This window comes from Mycobacterium sp. 1081908.1 (genome assembly GCF_001673535.1).
Classification (GTDB): Bacteria; Actinomycetota; Actinomycetes; order Mycobacteriales; family Mycobacteriaceae; genus Mycobacterium.
In genome coordinates, this window is record NZ_LZLY01000069.1 from 17,122 (window position 1) to 33,298 (window position 16,177).

16 protein-coding genes are annotated in these 16,177 nt (G+C 70.2%); 11 read left to right on the forward strand and 5 right to left on the reverse strand.

Annotated elements, in window-relative coordinates:
- The first annotated feature begins 1 nt into the window (after window position 1).
- The 6 genes from A5655_RS10190 (at window position 2) to A5655_RS10215 (ending at window position 7,845) form a co-directional block, all read left to right on the forward strand.
- Window positions 2–685 (forward strand): hypothetical protein, encoded by a 684-nt coding sequence (locus A5655_RS10190; protein WP_067009093.1) that lies wholly within the window; start codon window positions 2–4, stop codon window positions 683–685.
- Window positions 682–1,599 carry a tRNA (adenosine(37)-N6)-dimethylallyltransferase MiaA gene (miaA, locus tag A5655_RS10195; protein WP_067009103.1) on the forward strand — a complete coding sequence of 306 codons (918 nt, stop codon included), beginning with the start codon at window positions 682–684 and terminating at the stop codon, window positions 1,597–1,599. Before A5655_RS10190 ends, miaA begins: the two co-directional genes overlap by 4 nt.
- 4 nt (window positions 1,600–1,603) lie before the next feature.
- Window positions 1,604–2,476, forward strand: coding sequence for a diaminopimelate epimerase (gene dapF / locus A5655_RS10200; RefSeq protein ID WP_067009106.1), 873 nt, complete (start codon window positions 1,604–1,606; stop codon window positions 2,474–2,476).
- 46 nt (window positions 2,477–2,522) lie between these two features.
- Complete coding sequence (gene hflX, locus A5655_RS10205) at window positions 2,523–3,950, forward strand: GTPase HflX (protein ID WP_067009109.1); 1,428 nt, start codon at window positions 2,523–2,525, stop codon at window positions 3,948–3,950.
- Window positions 3,951–4,117: 167 nt separating this feature from the next.
- Entirely contained in the window at window positions 4,118–5,278 is a 1,161-nt protein-coding gene (locus tag A5655_RS10210) for an acyl-CoA dehydrogenase family protein (protein WP_067009113.1), read from the forward strand.
- Window positions 5,279–5,682: 404 nt separating this feature from the next.
- A complete protein-coding gene (locus A5655_RS10215) occupies window positions 5,683–7,845 on the forward strand; it encodes an LGFP repeat-containing protein (protein ID WP_067009116.1) in 2,163 nt (720 codons plus the stop codon).
- Window positions 7,846–7,853: 8 nt separating this feature from the next.
- Here A5655_RS10215 and lexA read toward each other — a convergent pair whose 3' ends face one another.
- Window positions 7,854–8,540: a transcriptional repressor LexA gene (gene lexA, locus A5655_RS10220; protein ID WP_067009119.1), complete on the reverse strand. Its 687-nt coding sequence runs from the start codon at window positions 8,538–8,540 to the stop codon at window positions 7,854–7,856.
- Between the two features lie 313 nt (window positions 8,541–8,853).
- Between lexA and A5655_RS10225 the strand changes: the two genes are divergently transcribed.
- From A5655_RS10225 to A5655_RS10235, 3 genes are all read left to right on the forward strand, one after another.
- Window positions 8,854–9,348 carry a LysM peptidoglycan-binding domain-containing protein gene (locus tag A5655_RS10225; RefSeq protein WP_067009122.1) on the forward strand — a complete coding sequence of 165 codons (495 nt, stop codon included), beginning with the start codon at window positions 8,854–8,856 and terminating at the stop codon, window positions 9,346–9,348.
- 66 nt (window positions 9,349–9,414) lie between these two features.
- Window positions 9,415–9,894 (forward strand): transcriptional regulator NrdR, encoded by a 480-nt coding sequence (gene nrdR / locus A5655_RS10230; RefSeq protein ID WP_067009125.1) that lies wholly within the window; start codon window positions 9,415–9,417, stop codon window positions 9,892–9,894.
- Between the two features lie 10 nt (window positions 9,895–9,904).
- Window positions 9,905–10,390, forward strand: coding sequence for a peroxynitrite isomerase (locus A5655_RS10235; protein WP_067009129.1), 486 nt, complete (start codon window positions 9,905–9,907; stop codon window positions 10,388–10,390).
- Between the two features lie 2 nt (window positions 10,391–10,392).
- Here A5655_RS10235 and A5655_RS10240 read toward each other — a convergent pair whose 3' ends face one another.
- From A5655_RS10240 to A5655_RS10250, 3 genes are read right to left on the reverse strand one after another with little or no spacing between them, the layout of a single operon-like run.
- On the reverse strand, window positions 10,393–11,079 hold the full coding sequence (locus A5655_RS10240; RefSeq protein ID WP_067009132.1) for a PhzF family phenazine biosynthesis protein: 687 nt from the start codon (window positions 11,077–11,079) through the stop codon (window positions 10,393–10,395).
- A 33-nt stretch (window positions 11,080–11,112) separates the two neighbouring features.
- Entirely contained in the window at window positions 11,113–12,144 is a 1,032-nt protein-coding gene (locus A5655_RS10245) for an alpha/beta fold hydrolase (protein WP_067009152.1), read from the reverse strand.
- 46 nt (window positions 12,145–12,190) lie between these two features.
- Window positions 12,191–13,162 carry a proteasome assembly chaperone family protein gene (locus A5655_RS10250; protein ID WP_067009135.1) on the reverse strand — a complete coding sequence of 324 codons (972 nt, stop codon included), beginning with the start codon at window positions 13,160–13,162 and terminating at the stop codon, window positions 12,191–12,193.
- Between the two features lie 171 nt (window positions 13,163–13,333).
- Between A5655_RS10250 and A5655_RS10255 the strand changes: the two genes are divergently transcribed.
- Window positions 13,334–14,161, forward strand: a complete 828-nt coding sequence (locus A5655_RS10255) for a serine protease (protein WP_067009137.1) — start codon at window positions 13,334–13,336, stop codon at window positions 14,159–14,161.
- Between the two features lies 1 nt (window position 14,162).
- On the opposite strand, the gene sthA is transcribed toward A5655_RS10255, so the two are convergent.
- Window positions 14,163–15,569, reverse strand: coding sequence for a Si-specific NAD(P)(+) transhydrogenase (gene sthA / locus A5655_RS10260; RefSeq protein ID WP_156764804.1), 1,407 nt, complete (start codon window positions 15,567–15,569; stop codon window positions 14,163–14,165).
- A gap of 114 nt (window positions 15,570–15,683) precedes the next feature.
- On the opposite strand from sthA, the gene A5655_RS10265 reads away from it, so the two are divergent.
- Window positions 15,684–16,177: DUF4192 domain-containing protein (locus tag A5655_RS10265; protein ID WP_156764802.1), on the forward strand; the 494-nt coding region annotated here is incomplete at its 3' end.

Below are 16,177 nucleotides of genomic sequence, written 5' to 3' on the forward strand. Positions count from 1 at the left end.
CGTGCTGAGCGCCATCGCGATCGTTCCCGCTGCGCCGGTGCTCGTTCCGGAGCTGACCGGGGCGGCCGCCGCCGAGGTCGCCGACCTGACCGCGGCGGCGCTGGCCGCGGCCGCCTTGTTGCCGCCCCGCTGGGTGGCGATCGGAACGGGCCGGGCCGACGAGGCCGTCGGCACCGACTCCAGCGGCACGTTCGCCGGCTTCGGTGTGGACGTGCCGGTGCGCCTGTCGCCGCACGCGCGCCGGCCCGCCGAACTCCCGGTCTGCGCGCTGCTGGCCGGCTGGCTGCGCGGCCAGGCCCGGCCCGACGGCAGCGCGCAGGTTCGCGTCTACCGCGGCGACCACGACGCCGACACGGCGCTGGCCCACGGGCGGCGGCTGCGCGCGGAGATCGACCGGGTCCCCGATCCCGTCGGGGTGCTGGTGGTGGCCGACGGCGCGAACACGCTGACGCCGTCGGCCCCCGGCGGCCATCGCCCGGACGACTCCGAAGCGCAGCTCGCCCTGGACGACGCGCTGGCCAACGGCGATGCCGCCGCCCTGGCCCAGCTGCCGCCGCAGATCCTGGGGCGGGTCGCGTTTCAAGTGCTGGCCGGCCTCGCCGAGCCGGGGCCGCGGTCGGCCAAAGAGCTCTACCGCGGTGCGCCCTACGGCGTGGGCTATTTCGCCGGCTTCTGGCAGCCATGAACCGGCCGCTGGCGATCCTCGGGCCCACCGGCAGCGGCAAGTCGCAGCTGGCGCTGGAGGTCGCCGAGCGGCTGGGCGCGGAGATCGTGAACGCCGACGCCATGCAGCTGTATCGCGGCATGGACATCGGCACCGCCAAGCTGCCCGTCGGACAGCGCCGCGGCATTCCCCATCACCAGCTCGACGTCCTGCACGTCACCGAAACCGCCACCGTCGCGCGCTATCAGCGGGACGCCGCCGCGGACATCGAAGCGATCGCCGCCCGGGGCGCGGTCCCGGTGATCGTGGGCGGCTCGATGCTCTACCTGCAATCCCTGCTCGACGACTGGTCGTTCCCCGCGACGGATCCCGAGGTCCGGGCGCGCTGGGAGCGGCGGCTCGCCGAGGTGGGGGTGGGCGAGCTGCACGCCGAGCTGGCCCGCCGCGACCCGGCAGCGGCCGCGGCGATCCTGCCGACCGACGGCCGGCGCACGGTGCGCGCCCTGGAGGTCGTCGAGCTCACCGGGCAGCCGTTCGCCGCCTCCGCGCCGCGCATCGGCTCCCCGCGCTGGGACACCGTCATCATCGGATTGGATTGCGACACAACGATTCTGGATGAGAGGTTGGCGCGTCGCACCGACGCGATGTTCGAGCGGGGGCTGGTCGACGAGGTGCGCGGCCTGCTGGGCGACGGCCTGCGCGACGGGGTCACCGCCTCACGCGCGCTGGGCTACGCGCAGGTGCTGGCGGCGCTCGACGCCGGCGGCTCACCGGACCAGCTGCGCGACGCGCGGGAGCAGACGTACGTGGGCACCCGGCGCTACGTGCGGCGGCAGCGGTCATGGTTCCGCCGCGACCACCGGGTGCAGTGGCTCGACGCCGAGGGCGCCGGGCTCGTCGACGACGCGTTGCGGGCGTGGCGGCACGTATCCTGATCTGGTGATCTTCGCCAAGGGCCACGGCACGCAGAACGACTTCGTGCTGCTGCCCGACCTCGACGCCGGGCTGGCGCTGACCGCCGCCCGGGTGGCCGCGCTCTGCGACCGGCGCCGCGGCCTGGGCGCCGACGGGGTGCTGCGGATCACCACCGCGGGCGCCGCGCTGGCGGCCGGCGTGCTCGAGCGCCTGCCGGACGGCGTCGGCGCCGGCGACTGGTACATGGACTACCGCAACGCCGACGGGTCGACCGCGCAGATGTGCGGCAACGGCGTGCGGGTGTTCGCGCACTACCTGCGGGTCGCCGGCCTGGAATCCCGCGACGAGTTCGTCGTCGGCTCGCTGGCCGGCGCGCGCCCGGTCACCCTGCATCACGCCGGCGACACCTACGCCGACGTCACGGTCGACATGGGCAAGGCCAACCGGCTCGGCGCCGGCGAGGCCGTCATCGGCGGCAGGCGATTCGCCGGCCTGGCCGTCGACGTCGGCAATCCGCACCTGGCCTGCGTGGACCCGCGGCTGGACGCCGAGGAGCTGGCGGCCCTGGACGTGGGGGCGCCGGTGCAGTTCGACCGCGCCCAGTTCCCGGAGGGGGTCAACGTCGAAGTGCTGACCGCGCCCGTCGGGGGACTGGTGCAGATGCGCGTCCACGAGCGCGGGGTGGGCGAGACCCGCTCGTGCGGCACCGGAACGGTCGCGGCCGCCGTCGCGGCGCTCGCCGATGGGGGCGCCGACACCGGGACGCTCACCGTGCGGGTGCCCGGGGGCGACGTCGTCGTCACCGTCACCGACGCCACCAGCTACTTGCGCGGACCGTCGGTGCTGGTGGCCCGCGGCGAGATCGGGGAGGAATGGTGGGACGCACACGGGCGTTAAATCAGGTGCGCCGCACCGATTTAGCGTGCACTATTGCTAATTGCCTATGACGAATCCCGAAACTCCCTTTCACGATCAGCCGGATCTAGAGCCCAGTGCGGGCGAACTCGCCCTCGAAGACCGATCGGCGCTGCGCCGGGTCGCGGGGCTGTCCACCGAACTCGCCGACGTCTCCGAGGTCGAGTACCGCCAGCTGCGCCTCGAGCGCGTGGTGCTGGTGGGCGTGTGGACCGAGGGCAGCGCCGCCGACAACCAGGCCAGCATGGCCGAGCTGGCGGCGCTGGCCGAAACCGCCGGCTCGCAGGTGCTCGAGGGGCTCATCCAGCGCCGCGACCGGCCCGACCCGTCGACCTACATCGGGTCCGGCAAGGCCGCCGAACTGCGCGAGGTGGTCCTGGCGACCGGCGCCGACACCGTCATCTGCGACGGCGAGCTGTCGCCGGCGCAGCTGACCGCGCTGGAGAAGGCCGTCAAGGTCAAGGTCATCGACCGCACCGCGCTGATCCTGGACATCTTCGCCCAGCACGCCACCAGCCGGGAGGGCAAGGCCCAGGTGTCGCTGGCCCAGATGGAGTACATGCTGCCCCGGCTGCGCGGCTGGGGTGAGTCGATGTCGCGGCAGGCCGGCGGCCGCGCCGGCGGCAGCGGCGGCGGCGTGGGGCTGCGCGGTCCCGGTGAGACCAAGATCGAGACCGACCGCCGTCGCATCCGCGAACGGATGTCCAAGCTGCGCCGCGAAATCAAGGACATGAAGCAGGCCCGCGACACCCAGCGCAGCCGGCGGCTGTCCAGCGACGTCCCGTCGATCGCCATCGTCGGCTACACCAACGCTGGCAAATCCAGCCTGCTGAACGCGCTGACCGGGGCCGGGGTGCTGGTGCAGGACGCGCTGTTCGCCACCCTGGAACCCACCACCCGGCGCGCGGAATTGGCCGACGGCCGGCCCGCGGTGCTCACCGACACCGTCGGGTTCGTGCGGCACCTGCCCACCCAGCTGGTCGAGGCGTTCCGCTCCACGCTGGAGGAGGTCGTCGACGCCGACCTGCTGGTGCACGTGGTGGACGGCTCGGACGTCAACCCGATGGCCCAGATCAACGCCGTCCGCCAGGTGATCTCCGAAGTGGTCGCCGACCATAACGGCGACCCGCCACCCGAGCTGCTGGTGGTCAACAAGGTGGACGCCGCGAGCGACCTGACGCTGGCCAAGCTGCGGCACGGGCTGCCCGGGGCGGTGTTCGTGTCCGCGCACACCGGCGAGGGCGTCGACGCCTTGCGGCGGCGGATGACCGAGCTGGCCGCCCCCACCGACACCGCCGTCGACGTGGTGATCCCGTACGACCGCGGCGACCTGGTCGCCCGGCTGCACGCCGGTGGGCGCGTCCAGCAGGAGGAGCACAACGCCGACGGCACGCGCATCCGCGCCCGCGTTCCCGTCGCGCTGGCCGCCAGCCTGCGCGAGTTCGCCGCCCACTAGCGCGCCGAGACTGCAACCACGCACACCGCCCGCGGCGTGTCGTGTGCGCGGTTGCAGTGTCGCGTCCGGGCCGGCCAGCGCGCCGCGGGGCCGCCGGCCGCCGACCAACCGGCTGGTTGGTATATCTTGGGCGGCAGAGTCCCATCGGAGGTCAGCGGAGGTCATCCATGAGCGGTGCCATCAAGTACGAGCGCACTCTGTTCGAGCCCGAGCACGAATTGTTCCGCGAGTCCTACCGCGGCTTCCTCGATCGCCACGTGGCGCCCTACCACGACGAATGGGAGAAGGCGAAGATCGTCGACCGCGGCGTGTGGCTCGAGGCCGGCAAGCAGGGCTTCCTGGGGATGGCCGTGCCCGAGGAGTACGGCGGGGGCGGCAACCCCGACTTCCGCTACAACACGATCATCACCGAGGAAACCACCCTCGGGCGCTACAGCGGCATCGGCTTCGGGTTGCACAACGACATCATCGCGCCGTACCTGCTGAAGCTGGCCAACGAGGAACAGAAGCAACGCTGGCTGCCCAAGTTCTGCACCGGGGAAATGATCACGGCGATTGCGATGACCGAGCCGGGAACCGGCAGCGACCTGCAGGGCATCAAGACCCGCGCGGTCAAGCAGGGCGATCACTACGTGCTGAACGGGTCAAAGACGTTCATTACCAACGGAATCAATTCCGACCTGGTGATCGTGGTGGCCCAGACCGACCCCGAGAAGGGCGCGCAGGGTTTCAGCCTGCTGGCCGTCGAACGCGGCATGGAGGGCTTCGAGCGGGGCCGCCACCTGGACAAGATCGGACTGGACGCGCAGGACACCGCCGAGTTGTCGTTCAGCGACGTCAAGGTGCCGGCCGAAAACCTGCTCGGCGAGGAGGGCATGGGGTTCATCTACCTCATGCAGAACCTGCCGCAGGAACGGATCAACATCGCGGTCATGGCGGCCGCGGCGATGGAAGGCGTGCTGGAGCAGACGCTGCAATACACCAAGGAGCGCAAGGCCTTTGGCAAGCCCATCGGCAGCTTCCAGAACAGCCGGTTCGTGCTCGCCGAGCTGGCCACCGAGGCCACCGTGGTGCGCATCATGGTCGACGAATTCATCCGCCTGCATCTGGACGGCAAGCTGACGGCCGAGCAGGCGGCGATGGCCAAGTGGTATGCCACCGAGAAGCAGGTGCACCTGATCGACCGCTGCCTGCAGCTGCACGGCGGCTACGGCTACATGCGCGAATATCCCGTCGCCCGTGCCTATCTCGACGCCCGGGTGCAGACGATCTACGGCGGCACGACCGAGATCATGAAGGAGATCATCGGCCGCAGCCTCGGCGTCTGAGCAATCCGGTTGCCGCGCAAGGACACCAGGCACGGCCGCCGGAGGAGCCCCAATGATGAATGGCTCAATTGGTCTATTGGCCGGGTAGATTGACCGCCAGCTAATGGCCTCACGTACCGTCGGCACATGTGTTTCTCGTCCAACGACTGCGTGGTCACACATCGTCGAGCGGGCGATGCGGGCGCCGGAAGCCGTGGTCGGTTGCGGTACGGGCATGGTCCGGCATCATTTCGACATCGGCGCGGTCTCCGTTTTCGCAATTTTCGTGATTTGACTTCGCATTTCTCCCCGGCAAGGGCAAAGTTATGCGAGCCCGGCGATATTGCGGTTCGTCACGGGTCCGCGGGTGCGGCATGGCCAGGTATACGGGCCTGGGAGGCTTGGTGAACGGGCAGAGAGGTCGAATGCGCAAGCTGATCGGGCGCGCGCTGGTCGGCATGGCGACCGCGGTGATGGCGGCCACGCTGCTGGCCCCCGCCGCTTCGGCGTCTCCGATCGGCGACGCGGAGGCCGCCATGATGGCCGCCTGGGAGAAGGCCGGCGGCGACACCTCACCGCTGGGTCCCCGCAAGGGCGACGTGTACCCCGCCGGCGACGGATTCGCGCTGGACTTCGACGGCGGCAAGATGTTCTACACCACCGACACCGGCGCCAAATTCGTCTACGGGCCGATCCTGGACAAATACGAGTCGCTCGGCGGCCCGGCCGGCAGCGACCTGGGATTCCCCACCATCAACGAGGTTCCCGGCCTGGCGGGACCGGACAGCCGCGTGGCCACCTTCTCGGCCAGCGACAAGCCGGTGATTTTCTGGACGTCCGACCGCGGCGCGTTCGTGGTGCGCGGCGCGCTGAACGCCGCCTGGGACAAGCTCGGCAGCTCGGGCGGCGTGCTCGGGGCGCCGGTCGGCGACGAAAGCTACGCCGGTGAGGTCACGTCGCAGAAGTTCAGCGGCGGCGAGATCTCCTGGAACAGGAAAACCAAGGAGTTCACCACCAACCCGGCGGCGCTGGCCGACCAGCTCAAGGGCCTGCAGGTAGCCATCGATCCGAACGCGGCCATCAACATGGCCTGGCGCGCGGCCGGCGGCGCCGGTGGCCCGCTGGGCGCCAAGCAGGGCGGGTCTTATCCCATCGGCGGCGACGGGGTCGCCCAGAACTTCGCCGGCGGCAAGGTCTTCTTCAACCCGGCCACCGGCGCGAACGCCCTCGAGACCGACATCCTCGCCAAGTACGAGTCGCTGGGTGGGCCGGCCGGCAGCGACCTCGGTTTCCCCACCGCCAACGAGGCCGACGGCGGCATCGGGCCGTCCAGCCGGATCGCCACGTTCGCCGCCGCCGACCGGCCGGTGATCTTCTGGACCGCCGACCACGGCGCGTTCGTCGTGCGCGGCGCGATGAAGGCCGCGTGGGACAAGCTGCGCGGTCCGAGCGGCAAACTGGGCGCCCCGGTCGGCGACCAGGCCGTGGACGGCGACGTGGTGTCGCAGCAGTTCACCGGCGGCAAGATCTCCTGGAACCGGGCGAAGAACTCCTTCAGCACCGACCCGTCCAACCTCGCTCCCTTGCTGTCCGGCCTGCAGGTGTCCGGGCAGAACCAGCCGAGCACCGCGGCGATGCCCTCGCACGCCAAGAAGTTCACCTGGCAGTGGTGGTGGCTGCTCGCGGCCATCCCGGTGCTGGTGCTGATCCTGCTGGCGGTGCTGCTGGCCTTCGCCTGGCGGCGGCGCCGGCGCCGGCGTCGCGCCGGGGACACCGCGACCTACGAGCCCGAGCGCGACCCGGTCGCCGCCGGCTACGAGGCCCCGGCCGATCCGCACTGGGGCCACGACGACGCCGATCTGGCCACCGACTACGTCCCCTTCGGCGAGCTGCCCGAGCAGCAGCCCCCCGACGATGCCGGGCCGGCGCCGCGGGTCAGCTGGACGCGCGGGGCCGACGCCGGGGCCGTCGAGGGGGACGAGGACCCCGACGCGGTGGACACCGACTCCATCCCGCTCGTCTCGGGAGCCGCGCTGGCGGAGGCCGGCTATGACGACGTCCCCGAGGCCGAGGCGGGTTACCCCGAAGTCGCCGGCGAGGAGGCCGACTACACGGGCACCGAATACCTGGCCGGCTATGCGGACGACGAGTACGGGGACGCCGGGTATCCGGATGTCGCGGTCCCGCGCACCCCTCCCGAGGCCGCGTACGTCGGCGACATACCGGTCGCGGGGGAACCCGACGCGGACTATGCGGAGGTCGAACCCGAGGATGGCGCGGCCGCCGCTGAGGGCCTGGCGGCCGCCGCGGAGACCCGAGCCGGGCGCCACGCGGCCACGGACGAGGAAGAGCCGGCCGAAGCAGCCCCCGATGCGCCCGTTGGGGCACCGGTCCCCACTGGGCGCCCGATGATCCACCTGCCGCTGGACGATCCCTACCAGGCGCCCGACGGCTACCCGATCAAGGCCAGCGCGCGCTCCGGGCTGTACTACACGCCGGGCAGTGCGCTGTACCACGACACGCTGGCCGAAATCTGGTTGGCCAGTGAGGAAGTCGCGCAGGCCAACGGCTTCGTCAAGGCCGACTGAGCCGGTCGCTAGACTTTGCGGATCACCGTGACGACCTTGCCGAGCACGGTCGCGTCGTTGCCCGGTATCGGATCGAACGCGGGGTTGTGCGGCATCAGCCACACCTGACCGCCCGCGCGCTTGAACGTTTTGACGGTGGCCTCGCCGTCGATCATGGCGGCGACGATGTCGCCGTTGTCGGCGACGTGCTGCTGGCGCACCACCACCCAGTCGCCGTCGCAGATCGCGGCCTCGACCATCGAGTCGCCCACGACTTTGAGCAGGAACAGCGTGCCCTCGCCGACCAGCTCACGAGGCAGCGGGAAGACGTCCTCGACCGCCTCCTCGGCGAGGATCGGTCCGCCGGCCGCGATGCGTCCGAGCACCGGGACGTAACTCGGTTCGGGCAGCGCGTCCGAGCCGGCCACGTCGGTGACGGGCGCCGCCTCGGTGGCCTCCTCGCTGCCGCGGACGTCCACCGCGCGCGGCCGGTTCGGGTCGCGGCGCAGGTAGCCCTTGCGCTCCAGGGTGCGTAGCTGGTGGGCCACCGACGACGTCGACGTCAGGCCGACGGCGTCGCCGATTTCCCTGATGCTCGGCGGGTAGCCGCGGCTGGTGACGGACTCGCGGATGACGTTCAGGATGGTGCGCTGCCGCTCGGTCAGCGATGAATCAACGGATGAGCCGATCGAGGGAGTGTCGTTGCTGTCGCTCATGCACTGAATGTAGCGGCACCCCGGCCAAGAATCAAACATGTGTTCGACTGGCGTGTCGGGCGCGGTCGAGGCGGGGCCCAAAGACCCTAGGGCTGGGGCGTCAAGACCCTATAGCTGCTGAATCACATGCGTGTAACTTTTGCCGAGATCGGGTACCTGTGCTGCATGTCAGAGGTCGCGCTTCCGAACTTGTCGGTGGTGCGGTCTAGCGTTTTGCTTGCTCGACACGCTTCGCTCAAATGTTCGGACATCGAACACACGAGCGATATAGTCGAACACACGAGCGAGAGCAACCTGACCGGAGGAACGCAAGATGACAATCACATACACGGTCTCGCCGCGTAGCAGCAGCGTTCGGCGCCCGGTCAACGGGCCGGTGCCGGCGCTTCGTCCCGGCCGCGACGGGCTGACCCGGTCGCGCCGGCCCGGCCCGTCCAGGCCGGCGGGCGCCCCGCTGCGCTACCACGGCACCGGCGTCGCCATGTCCGTCGCCCCGCATCGCCGGCGTCCCGTCACGCTGGCGACGACACTGGGGCTGGCGCTGGTCGCCGGGGTCATCACCCTGTGGCTGGGCCTGGTCGCCAACTTCGGGCAGGCGGTCAACGGCGCCTCCGGGGGATCGGGCGCCGCGGTGCCCGACCGGTTGGCCGTCGTGCGGGTTGAGCCGGGCGAGTCGCTGCAGGATGTCGCCCACCGGGTGGCGCCGGACGCGCCGGCCCGCCAGGTCGCCGACCGCATTCGCGAGCTCAACGACCTGAACTCGCCGGCGCTGGCGGCGGGGCAGACGCTGATCGCGCCGGTCGGCTGAGCCCGCGAAGCGGGTACGCTCGGAGTGTTCTGCGGGCCCGCAGGTGAGCACGGCGAAGGAGCGGTCATGCACTGTCCGTTCTGCCGCCACCCCGATTCCCGGGTGATCGACTCGCGGGAAACCGATGAAGGCCAGGCGATTCGGCGCCGCCGGTCGTGCCCCGAGTGCGGGCGGCGCTTCACCACCGTCGAGACGGCCGTGTTGGCCGTGGTCAAACGCAGCGGCGTCACCGAGCCGTTCAGCAGGGAGAAGGTCGTCAGCGGCGTCCGCCGGGCCTGCCAGGGCCGCCAGGTCGACGACGACGCGCTGAATCTGCTTGCGCAGCAGGTGGAAGACGCCGTGCGGTCCGCCGGGTCGCCCGAGGTGCCCAGCCACGAGGTCGGCCTGGCCATCCTCGGCCCGCTGCGCGATCTCGACGAGGTGGCTTACCTGCGGTTCGCCTCGGTGTACCGGTCGTTTTCGTCCGCCGAGGACTTCGAGCGCGAGATCGAGGCGCTGCGCGCGCACCGCAAAGCGCCGACGGATCCGGAGCCGGCCACTCGCTAGGCTGGCGTCCATGCCGCCTGAGTTGCATCCCGATCTGGAGGCGCTGGCACCCCTGCTGGGGACATGGGCCGGTCGCGGCTCGGGTTTCTACCCGACGATCCAGCCGTTCGAGTATGTCGAGGAAGTCGTCTTCTCCCACGTCGGCAAGCCGTTCCTGGCCTACGGGCAAAAGACCAAGGCGGTGGCCGACGGCAGGCCCCTGCACGCCGAAACGGGATATCTTCGCGTGCCAAGACCGGGCGCCGTCGAGATGATCCTCGCCCACCCGAACGGCATCACCGAGATCGAGACGGGCACGTTCACCGTGACCGACGGCCGCATCGAGGTGGAGCTGTCCAGCTCGGCGATCGGGTTGGCCCCGAGCGCCAAAGAGGTGACCGCCCTTGGCCGTTCGGTGCGCATCGACGGCGACGAGCTGTCCTACACGCTGCGCATGGGCGGCGTGGGACAACCCCTGCAGGACCACCTGGTGGCCGTGCTGCACCGCCAGACCTGAGCTCAATCGACCTGTCGGACACCGTCGTTGACCACGCGCCCGGCCACCCCGACCCAGCCCTCGGGGTTCCAGGCGGTTTCGATGACCGAGCCCTTGCCCTGGGTGATGCGCAGGTCGCGGCTGAGGTAGTCGGTGAGCCGCATCGCCGCCGAGCCGGTCGCCTCGTCCTCCGGCACACCGAGGTTCGCGAAGAACCCGCGGGTGCGCAACGCCCCGGCGGCCCGATCGACCCAGGCCCACAGGTAGTGCGCGGTGTCGTCCGGAAAGTCGGCCGGGTCGGCGGCGAGAACGCCGTCGGCGGAATCGAATTCGTGGATGGCGACTTCCGGCGCCCATTCCGAGCGGGCGCTGACGCCGGTCACGTCGCCCTCACGGCTCACCTGCACGAGGCCGGCCGGCACCTGCAGCGTCTTGATCGGCCAGCCGTTGTCGCGCAGCCACCACGACGCGCCGACGGTCGGGTGGCCGGCGAACGGGATTTCGGTGCGCGGGGTGTAGATCCGCACGTGCGCGGTGGCCGAGCCGGCGGCCGGAAGGTCGATGAATACCGTTTCGGCATAGCCCAATTGGGTCGCCAGCCGCTGCCGGTCCGGGGGCGGCACCCGGGCGGCGTCCACCACACCGAGCGGATTACCGAAATTCCCTTCGGGGTCGGTGAAAACGCGCAACACCGTCACGTCGATGCCCATGACCCGACTGTACGGCCCGCGTCAACGCGATTATCAGGTGGCGCTGCGCTCGTCGGAGCCCATGGCGTTGAGCACCGCGACGCGGGTGTCGGCCGGGCCCGTGACCGTGTTCTCGCCGCCCCCGCTGCGCAGCAGCGCGCGAAGCGCCGCCTGGTCGTACTCGGCGGGCGCGGTGCTGTCGATGAAGCGCTGCACGACGTCGATGAAGCGGGCCGGGTCGTCGTGGAACGGGAAGTGGCCCGAGCCTTCGAAGATCTCGAGGCGCGAGCCGGGCATCGCGGCGTGCGCCATCCAGGCGTGCCGGACCGGGACCACCACATCCTTGGTGCCCCAGACGATCTGCACCGGGATGGCCTCGGTCAAATAACACCGGTCCAGCATCGTCACGATCTGCCCGCGCCAGTCCACCACCGCCCGCAGGGTGCGGCTGAACGCCGCCGAGGCCGTCGGCTCCGGCAGGTCGTCGAGGATGCGCAGCACGTTGGGCAGGTCGTGGCCCAGCGCGGTCGATCCGATCGCCAGCCCGGCCAGCTTGCCCGCCAGTTGAACCGCCGGCAGCACGAGGGGCAACCGCAGCAGCGCGAGCGCCTCGCTGCCCATCGGCAACGAGGCCAGCCGGAAGACGACGTTGACGTCCTTGGTGACGCCGCCGGCGGCGACCAGGATCAGCCGGTCGACCAAATGCGGGAACTGGTAGGCGAATTGCATGGCCACCCCGCCGCCCAGCGAATGGCCGATGATCGTCACCCGCTCGATGTCGAGCACGGACAGCAGGTCGCGCATCCCGTTCGCGTAGGCGGCCGCCGAGTAGTCCGCGCGCGGTTTGTCGGATTTCCCGTGACCCAGCAGGTCGGGGGCGATGACTGTGAATCGCTGGGCGAGCTTGGCCTGCACCGCGTTCCAGGTGGTGGAGTTGTCGCCGATGCCGTGGAGCAGCAAAATCGCCGGCCCGGAACCGGCGATCCGGTAGGCCCGCTTGTAGCCGTGAATGGTGCGGAACTCGAGCGTGGGCGCGGTGACTTCACGCACTGGGCGAAGATTGCTCTTGCGCTTCCGCTCGGTCATCTCCGCCAACCTTGGTGTCGGCCCGGGCTATGGGCGTTTCGAAACGTCACGCCTGGTCGTCGTCGTTCTTCTTCTCTGCCTGTTGGGCAAGGAAGCGCTCGAACTCGGCGCCAAGCTCGTCGCCGCTAGGCAGGTCCCCGTCGTGAGTTAGTAACGACCTGTTCTCCTGAGCGTCGATGAAGGCATCGTACTGGCGCTCGAGCGCGGCCACCACTTGAGCCACCTCCGCGCTCGCCTGCACCTGCTCGTCGATCTTGGCGCGAATCTCCGCCGCGGCCTCGGTCAACGCCGACAGCGGCAGCTCCAGCGATCCGCTCTTGGCCACCTGCTCGAGCAGCGCCTGCGCGGCCGCCGGGTAGTCGGTCTGCGTCAGGTAGTGCGGGACGTGCACGGTGAAGCCGACGACCTCGTGACCGTGCTGGGCCATCCGGTATTCCAGCAGGTTGGACGCGCTGCCGGGAACCTGGATCTCCGAAATCCAGGGCTGAAAGTCGGCGATCAGCTCCTTGTCGTTGGAATGCGCGGTCATCGTGATCGGCCGCGTGTGCGGGACCGCCATCGGCACGGTGCCCAGGCCGATCGTGCGGCGCACACCCAGCCGCTCGGCCAGCAGGCGCACCGCGGTGATGAAACGCTCCCACTTCAGGTCCGGCTCCATGCCGGCCAGCAGCAGAAACGGCGTGCCGACGCTGTCCCGCAGGGCGTACAGGCTCAGCTCCGGGTCGTCGTAGGTGGTGAAGTGGTCGGTCTTGAACGTCATCAGCGGCCGCCGCGAGCGGTAATCCAGCAATTCGTCGATCGCGAACGACGCGACCAGCTCGGTGTCCAGCACGGCCTTCAGGTGGGTGGCGGCCAGCCGGATCGCGTGACCGGCGTCGGAGAACCCCTCCAAGGCGTGCACCAAAACCGGGCCGCGGCCGTCGGCCGCCGACAACTGGGGCGCCGGAAACTCCAGCTCGTACATCCCGGACTGTCCGGGCTGGTCGTACTCGTCGCCGCGGTTTTCGCCGTGGGCCATCGGGATTTCCTCCTCTCGGGGGTTTCTCCAGGATGCCCTGACCAGTGTCTCGCGAATCAGCCGGCACCAACAATGGAACAGCTAACACCCTGCACGCCAGCAAACGCGGCGGCGCGCGGGGAGGGGATGTGATCTGCTCGAGACCCCGTGGTCAGGCATGATGGACTCGAAATGCGCATACGGACGGTGCTGCTGTGCTCGGGGGTCGGCCTGCTGACGTTGTTGACGTCGTGCACCCGGCCGGCCGAGCCTGTGGCGCGCCCGATCGTGTCCGTCCCCGTGGCCACCGGGCCGCTGGTTCAGCGGCTCAGCCAGCCCCAGCAGAAGGCGGTCGCAGGTCCGGTGGACCCGGACCGGCGCGTCGGCGCGATCTTCATCAACGACGGCCCGCTGCACGTCTGCACGGGTTCCGTAATCCATTCGGCCACTGGGAATCTGATGATCACCGCGGCGCACTGCCTGGCCGGTGCGGCCAAGATGACCTTCGTTCCCGGTCTCGCCGGTGACGCCGCGCCCGCCCCCACCGATGTGTGGAAGGCCGACGCCGTCTACCTCGATCCGCGCTGGATCGCCGGCAAGGATCCGCACGCGGACTACGCGATCGCGCGGATCAGCAACGACGCCGGCGCGTCGGTCGAGTCGTACGTCGGGCTGGCGCTGACGCTGGGCGTCGCGCCACCGCCGGGCAGCCACGTCACCGTGCTGGGGTACCCGGCGGGGGTGGGCGGCTCGCCGATCGGCTGCCAGGCCAGCACCTCGGTCAACGACAGCGGGTTTCCGTCGCTGGCGTGCGAGGGCCTGGTGGACGGCACCAGCGGTGCGCCGTGGGTGAGCGGCACCACGCTCACCGGGCTGATCGGCGGTTTCGAGCGCGGCGGCTGCGCCGCGAACGTGTCGTACTCGGCACCGTTCGACGCCCAGACCGCGCAATTGCTGGCCCGCGCCGAGGCCGGCGGTCCCGGAGACCGGGTGCCCAACGACCTCGACGACAGCTGCTAGATCAGCGGCGGAACTGGGACAGGGCCCGCATCTTGTTGGTCACGTCCAGCGCGGCCACCTTGTAGGCCTCCGAGAACGTCGGATAGTTGAACACCGCGTCGACCAGGTAGTCGACCGTTCCGCCGCAACCCATCACGGCCTGCCCGATGTGCACCATCTCGGTGGCGCTGGTGCCGAAGATGTGCACCCCGAGCACCTTGCGATCGTCGGTGGATACCAGCAGCTTGAGCATTCCGTAGGAGTCGCCGGCGATCTGGCCGCGGGCCAGCTCCTTGTACCGCGCCACCCCGACCTCGTAGGGGACCGAGTTCTTGGTGAGCTCCACCTCGGTGGCCCCGACGTAGGAGATCTCGGGGATCGAATAGATGCCGATGGGCTGCAGGTCGGTGATGCCCTCGCACGCCTCGCCGAACGCGTGGTAGGCGGCCAGGCGCCCCTGTTCCATCGAGGTCGCCGCCAGCGCGGGGAACCCGATGACGTCGCCCACGGCGTAGATGTGCTCCACCTTGGTCCTGAACTTGTCGTCGACCCAGATCCGCCCGCGCCCCTCGACCTCGAGGCCGGCGTTTTGCAGGTCGAGGTGATCGGTCTGGCCCTGGCGGCCGGCGGAGTACATGACGGTCTCGGCGGGAATCTGCTTGCCGCTGGCCAGCGTGGTGACGGTGCCCGCGGCCCCGACGTCGACGGCGGTGACCTCCTCGCCGAACCGGAACGTCACCGCCAGGTCGCGCAGGTGGAACTTGAGCGCCTCGACCACCTCGGGGTCGCAGAAGTCCAGCATCTCGTCGCGCTTTTCGACGACCGTGACCTTGGTGCCCAGGGCGGCGAACATGGACGCGTACTCGATGCCGATCACGCCGGCGCCGACGACGACCATCGAGCCCGGCAGCGTCTTGAGATCGAGGATGCCGTCGGAGTCGAGCACCCGTTCCTCGTCGAACTCGACGCCGGACGGCCGCGCCGGCCGGGTGCCGGTGGCGATGACGATGTATTCGCCGCTGACAGTGGTCATCTCGCGGCGGCCCGGGTCCTCCACGACGACCGTGTGGGGGTCGACGAAGCGGCCGTGACCGACCAGCAGGTCGATCCGGTTGCGCATCAACTGGTTGCGCACCACGTCGACTTCCTTGCCGATCACGTGCTGCGTGCGCGCCAGCAGGTCGGCCGGGGTGATCCGGTCCTTGACGCGGTAGCTGGCCCCGTAGAGCTCGCGCTGGTTCATCCCGGTGAGGTAAAGCACCGCCTCGCGCAACGTCTTTGACGGGATCGTGCCCGTGTTGACGCAGACGCCGCCGAGCATTCGGCCGCGTTCGATGATGGCGACGGATTTGCCCAGCTTGGCCGAGGCGATGGCGGCCTTCTGGCCGCCCGGTCCCGAACCGATGACGACGATGTCGTACTCCTGCATCGAACCCATGAGATAGACGATAAGGCCCACAGTCCAGACTTTCTCCACAGACGAGCGGCGCGATCCCGTTGCGTGGGCACGGCCTGACGGTGCCGGCGGTCAGCGTTGGTGCCCATGACGACGCATCAACCTGATTTCAAGCTCAATCGCCCCGGAGCGCTGATCGCCGCGCTACCGGCCGTTCTCGGCTTCGTTCCGGAGAATTCATTGGTCCTGGTGTCCCTGGAACACGGCGAACTGGGGTCGGTGATGCGGGTCGACCTCGGTCAGGATCTCGTCGAGCGCGTCGGGCACCTGGCCGAAGTCGCCGCCGCCGCGAGGCCGGAGGCGGCGATCGCGGTGATCGTCGACGCCGAGGGCGCGCACTGTCCGGGATGCAACGAGGAATACCGGCTGCTGTGCGACGAGCTCGCGGAAGCGTTGTCGCGGTGGGGGATTCAGTTGTGGGCCGCGCACGTGGTGGATCGGGTGGCCCGCGGCGGGCGCTGGCATTGCGTGGACGGCTGTGGCTCCGGCGGCTCGGTCGACGACCCCTCGGCGTCGCCGTTGGCGGTGGCGGCCGTGCTCGACGGCCGGCGGCTCTACCGCCGGCGCGCCGACCTGCAGGC

Coding starts and splice junctions, on each gene's coding strand:
- A5655_RS10225 (WP_067009122.1), top strand. CDS start 8,854: ATGACAATCACATACACGGTCTCGCCGCGTAGCAGCAGCGTTCGGCGC.
- lexA (WP_067009119.1), bottom strand. CDS start 8,540: ATGAGCGACAGCAACGACACTCCCTCGATCGGCTCATCCGTTGATTCA.
- A5655_RS10255 (WP_067009137.1), top strand. CDS start 13,334: ATGCGCATACGGACGGTGCTGCTGTGCTCGGGGGTCGGCCTGCTGACG.
- sthA (WP_156764804.1), bottom strand. CDS start 15,569: ATGCAGGAGTACGACATCGTCGTCATCGGTTCGGGACCGGGCGGCCAG.
- A5655_RS10235 (WP_067009129.1), top strand. CDS start 9,905: ATGCCGCCTGAGTTGCATCCCGATCTGGAGGCGCTGGCACCCCTGCTG.
- A5655_RS10210 (WP_067009113.1), top strand. CDS start 4,118: ATGAGCGGTGCCATCAAGTACGAGCGCACTCTGTTCGAGCCCGAGCAC.
- hflX (WP_067009109.1), top strand. CDS start 2,523: ATGACGAATCCCGAAACTCCCTTTCACGATCAGCCGGATCTAGAGCCC.
- miaA (WP_067009103.1), top strand. CDS start 682: ATGAACCGGCCGCTGGCGATCCTCGGGCCCACCGGCAGCGGCAAGTCG.
- A5655_RS10250 (WP_067009135.1), bottom strand. CDS start 13,162: ATGGCCCACGGCGAAAACCGCGGCGACGAGTACGACCAGCCCGGACAG.
- nrdR (WP_067009125.1), top strand. CDS start 9,415: ATGCACTGTCCGTTCTGCCGCCACCCCGATTCCCGGGTGATCGACTCG.
- A5655_RS10240 (WP_067009132.1), bottom strand. CDS start 11,079: ATGGGCATCGACGTGACGGTGTTGCGCGTTTTCACCGACCCCGAAGGG.
- A5655_RS10245 (WP_067009152.1), bottom strand. CDS start 12,144: ATGACCGAGCGGAAGCGCAAGAGCAATCTTCGCCCAGTGCGTGAAGTC.
- A5655_RS10215 (WP_067009116.1), top strand. CDS start 5,683: ATGCGCAAGCTGATCGGGCGCGCGCTGGTCGGCATGGCGACCGCGGTG.